This is a genomic window from Acinetobacter sp. UBA5984 (assembly GCF_002429925.1).
Taxonomy (GTDB): Bacteria; Pseudomonadota; Gammaproteobacteria; order Pseudomonadales; family Moraxellaceae; genus Acinetobacter; species Acinetobacter variabilis.
In genome coordinates, this window is record NZ_DJBE01000076.1 from 1 (window position 1) to 4,904 (window position 4,904).

Sequence of the window (4,904 nt, forward strand, 5' to 3'; positions counted from 1 at the left end):
GATATCGTACTGGCTTTAACTGAATTCCTGCGTAAGGAACGTGTGGTTGGTGCTTATCTGGAATTCTTCGGTGAAGGCGCGGACAGCATGTCAGTCGGTGACCGTGCCACGATTTCCAATATGACACCGGAATATGGCGCAACTGCGGCCATGTTCTATATCGATCAAAACACCATTGATTATTTGACTCTGACTGGTCGTGAATCTGAACAGGTCAAACTGGTTGAAACCTATGCGAAAGAGATTGGTCTGTGGTCATCAGAAATGACGCAGGCAGAATATCCGCGTGTATTGCGTTTTGACTTGTCTACCGTAACTCGTAATATCGCGGGCCCATCGAATCCGCATGCACGTGTATCAACCTCTGATCTGAAAGAAAAAGGTATTGCAGGTGTGGTAGAGAACCGCACTGATGGCTTGATGCCAGATGGTGCAATCATTATCGCAGCCATTACCTCATGTACCAATACGTCTAACCCGCGTAATACCGTGGCAGCAGGTTTGTTGGCACGTAAGGCCAATAAGCTTGGCCTGGTGCGTAAACCTTGGGTGAAATCTTCTTTTGCTCCGGGTTCTAAAGCGGCTGCATTGTACTTGGAAGAGGCAGGTGTACTGAAGGATCTGGAAAAACTAGGCTTTGGTATCGTGGCATATGCATGTACCACCTGTAACGGCATGTCGGGTGCGCTTGATCCGAAAATTCAGCAGGAAATTATTGACCGTGACTTGTATGCGACAGCAGTCTTGTCGGGTAACCGTAATTTCGATGGCCGTATCCATCCTTATGCGAAGCAAGCCTTCTTGGCATCTCCACCCTTAGTGGTCGCGTATGCGATTGCCGGTACGATCCGTTTTGATATTGAGAAAGATGCACTAGGCACAGACAAGGATGGCAATCCGATTTACCTGAAAGACATCTGGCCATCGGATGAAGAAATTGATGCTTTGGTGAAAGAATCAGTGAAGCCAGAACAGTTCAAGAAAGTTTATATTCCGATGTTTGATCTGGGTGAGCGTGAGAAAGCTGCAAGTCCGCTGTATGACTGGCGTCCGCAAAGTACCTATATCCGCCGTCCGCCATATTGGGAAGGAGCTTTGGCTGCACCACGTACCCTTGCGAATATGCGTCCTTTAGCAATCCTTGGCGATAACATCACTACCGATCATTTATCTCCATCAAACGCGATTGTGTTGGATTCAGCAGCGGGTCAATATCTGGCGAAAATGGGCTTACCTGAAGAAGATTTCAACTCTTATGCCACGCACCGTGGCGATCACCTGACTGCACAGCGTGCAACTTTGGCAAATCCGAAGCTGTATAACGAGATGGTGGTACGTTCTGACGGCACCATTAAGCAAGGTTCTAAAGCGCGTGTAGAGCCGGAAGGTGAAGTGATGCGTATGTGGGAAGCGATTGAAACCTACATGAACCGTAAGCAACCGCTCATCATTGTTGCAGGTAAAGATTATGGTCAGGGTTCAAGCCGTGATTGGGCAGCCAAAGGTGTGCGTCTGGCTGGTGTAGAAGCCATTGTGGCTGAAGGTTTTGAGCGTATTCACCGTACCAATCTGGTCGGTATGGGTGTACTTCCACTTGAGTTTAAGCCGGGTACAGACCGCAAGACTTTAAAGCTGGATGGTACTGAGCTGTATAGTGTGATTGGTAATATTGCGCCACGTTCGACGTTGACGCTTGTGATTGAGCGCGCGACTGAAGAGGGGAAGAATCAGGTGCTTGAGGTTCCTGTGACCTGTCGTCTGGATACTGAAGAAGAAGTGCATGTGTATGAAGCAGGTGGGGTATTGCAGCGCTTTGCACAGGACTTCTTGGAAGGGAATGTGGCTTGATGAATTAAGTTAAAAGTTATTAATATTGTTTAAAAAAAACCCTATCTTTTGGTGGGGTTTTTTATTTATTCATATTGCTAAATAAATAATGGTAAAGTTGTATATGAAAAATAGTGTTAAATATTAAATCAAATTTTGAAAAATCAATGGTATTTTGATTTGGAACGATTATTTTATCAAAAAGAGCTTTTTTCCCATAATGTAAATCATTATTAAATTTATCTTTCCTTTTCTTGTCGTCTGAATGAAAAGTTTTAGACCCTATAGGATTTGTTAAAATAGAAGGATCATAAAAGTCTTCAATAACTTGATTTTTAGGCAATTGAAGAATATATAAATTATTAAATACGTGATAGTAATCTAATAATCCAGCTATAGTCATAGAAGAATGACTTATTTTCTTGAAAGTACCTTTAAATTCAGCCCTAGCTTTTGAAATAACGGCTTCCCCATCAGAATCACCGTCAACTATAATTAAGCATGGTTTCAAACAAATATTTTTAGCTTTGTAAAACTGCTTATAATTTTGAAGAAATATTTTTAGTAATCCAGTACCACCTCCATATCCAGTTATCTTTGAAAAAAGCTTAGTTCCTTCAAGCGAAGAAAATTTAATAAATTTTAATGAATTGTTATATAGCCTGTGACAGGCTAATTTGAAATGTAGAGGATCGGTATAACCCTCACCAATTATAATCATTCTTTGTGGGTGGACAAAATAATGATGAAAGAGAAATTTAGTATAGAGCTTTTCAATACTATTCAATTCATGAAAGTTTCTAGTTTGATTATTAAAATCAACTTGTTGTTTATTTTTTATTTGAAAAATATGACTTAAAATTCCATTTAAAGCTTCTCTAGTGGTTTTATCTTCATCCATATGAACTTTTGATTTGAAGAAACGACCTTCAGCACAAAAATTTTGAACCATAGACCTTGTATAGCGATAATATTCTTTGCTGATATTAACTTTTCTATTAACTGTTAAACCTGTAACTTCTTGCCTATTATATTTATTAGTTAATCTTGTCTTTTGAGGGTTAACTTCAAATTTACTACTATTAATTGCATGTTTTAAAGTAGAACCGATTACCCAACCTTTACCATCTAATTTAATTATTTCCTCAGAAAATTGAGGTAAATTGGTTGAAAGGGTTAAATCATCAACATATCTGGTATATGTGAATTTATACTTTCTTGCTAGTTTAACCATTTTAATATCGAGAATATTGCCAATTAAATTGCTGATAATTGGCGAGCAAGGACTACCTTGTGGTAAGAAGCCTTCTTTTACCTGATTTGGACGGTAAGTAGCAATTTGTGCAATTAATAGAGCAATATCAAAATTCAATTGAAAATGCTTGTTTTTTGTAAAAAAGCCGATAATCCTAGAAAAAGTAATACTTTGAAAAAAGTCTTTTAAATCTATATTTAAAACAAGATTTTTTCCAACATGCTTTTTAGCGTTGCTATATATACCGAAATTTATAACTTTTGATTCAAAAGATGTGCGAGATTTTTTTGAGATAGGTATCTCAACTAATATTTTTTTTCTAAAACCATGTGAACTAATACATTGTACGTACGAAGACTTAGATAATCTTTTGTGTTCTAGTTCATCATAACAGTGAGTTAAAAGTATAGACAAGCGAGTCTGTAAGATTTTAAGGTCAGGAACTGGAGCTAAAATATTACGCTTATTTCCATTTTTTTTAGGTATTTCAAAACTTTTATATTTATTTTGAATTGGTTGGCTAAACAATATACGAGTAAATTCTTTTTCAGAATAACCTAGTAAGCTAGCAAAATCTTTTTGTGTTTGACATGTTTTCAATAAAAACAAATTATCCAATGGATGCCCCTTGGGAACTCATATGGTCACAGTACAGCAGAGCCAACTGTTCAGCACAAAGTATAGTATCGGCAAGCATTGGACAATACGCCTCTCACATTTTCAAAACAGACTGCGATACGCAATCTAAAAATCTTCCCAAAGGGCGATGTATTATACATAATAACTTTATTTTATAAACACTTATCGATATATTTTTTATTTGATATAAAGGTTCGCCCAAATGCCATCATCATTTACAAAAATGGACAATAGACATTCATCACAACAGAGTTATACTGCTTAGACCATTTTCTAAAACAACGGAGAACAAAGATGGTTAAAGCTGGCTCAAAACCGGGAACAGGTTTCTATTTTTGTGTTCAATGCGGACATCGCGTCTTCTTAGAAATTGGTACAGACCGACTACCACCGTGTACCAAATGCCTCGGCACCCAATATAACGATAAGGTTGCCTAAGCACACGATATTCAAAACAGAAGATCCTGTTTTAAATAAATGCCCTATCACCCGATAGGGCTTTTTTGTTAGCGTATAATTTACATCATAAAAATGGCTTAAATCTCAAGGGCAAACAGCATGGAAACAATCCTCGGTTTATGTATCGGTATCGGCTTAAGTGCAGCCTGCGGTTTCCGTGTTTTTGTGCCTTTGCTGGTAATGAGTATTGCCGCATTGATGGGCTGGTTTGAACCGATGACCGGTTTTGAATGGCTGGCCATGCCGGCAGTCTGTCTGGCTTTAGCCATCGCGACTATCTGTGAAATTGCTGCGTATTATATTCCCTGGGTGGACAATGCCATCGATACGATTGCAACGCCTGCAGCCATGCTCGCCGGAACTCTGACCACGATGGCTGCTAGCAGTGGAGAAATGTCCCAGTTTGTAGCTTGGGCCGCAGCGATTATTGTCGGTGGCGGAACAGCAGGGGCCGTGCAACTGAGCAGTGTTGCAGCACGCGGATTATCAACTGCCACCACGGGCGGTGTTGCGAATCCGGTACTCTCAACCGGAGAGTGGATCGGGGCTATTCTGTTATCCATTCTGTCATTGCTTTTGCCAGTGCTAGCTGCCTTGCTGGTTGTAATGCTAGCCATCATGGCAATTCGCTGGATACGTCTAAAAAAGAAAAACAAGCTAGAAAATTCCGCCTTATAAAAGTCAGATAAATAAATATTTATCACTAGGGCGTGTCCTCATTTGA

Annotated in this window: 4 protein-coding genes; 3 read left to right on the forward strand and 1 reads right to left on the reverse strand. The window is 39.5% G+C overall.

The features are described from left to right. Positions 1-1,848, forward strand: a 1,848-nt coding sequence (gene acnA, locus B3J29_RS12845; RefSeq protein WP_286965758.1) for an aconitate hydratase AcnA, incomplete at its 5' end; no start/stop codon positions are given. A gap of 61 nt (positions 1,849-1,909) precedes the next feature. On the opposite strand, the gene B3J29_RS12850 is transcribed toward acnA, so the two are convergent. Beyond that, positions 1,910-3,700, reverse strand: a complete 1,791-nt coding sequence (locus tag B3J29_RS12850) for a retron Ec67 family RNA-directed DNA polymerase/endonuclease (RefSeq protein WP_286965760.1) — start codon at positions 3,698-3,700, stop codon at positions 1,910-1,912. 261 nt (positions 3,701-3,961) lie between these two features. Between B3J29_RS12850 and B3J29_RS12855 the strand changes: the two genes are divergently transcribed. Further along, on the forward strand, positions 3,962-4,159 hold the full coding sequence (locus tag B3J29_RS12855) for a zinc ribbon-containing protein (RefSeq protein ID WP_286965764.1): 198 nt from the start codon (positions 3,962-3,964) through the stop codon (positions 4,157-4,159). Positions 4,160-4,279: 120 nt separating this feature from the next. Next, positions 4,280-4,858, forward strand: coding sequence for a DUF4126 domain-containing protein (locus B3J29_RS12860; protein ID WP_286965762.1), 579 nt, complete (start codon positions 4,280-4,282; stop codon positions 4,856-4,858). Positions 4,859-4,904 lie beyond the last annotated feature (46 nt).

What these genes read in the sequence shown, in the direction of transcription:
- B3J29_RS12860 (WP_286965762.1), top strand. Translation starts at nt 4,280, where the DNA reads ATGGAAACAATCCTCGGTTTATGTATCGGTATCGGCTTAAGTGCAGCC.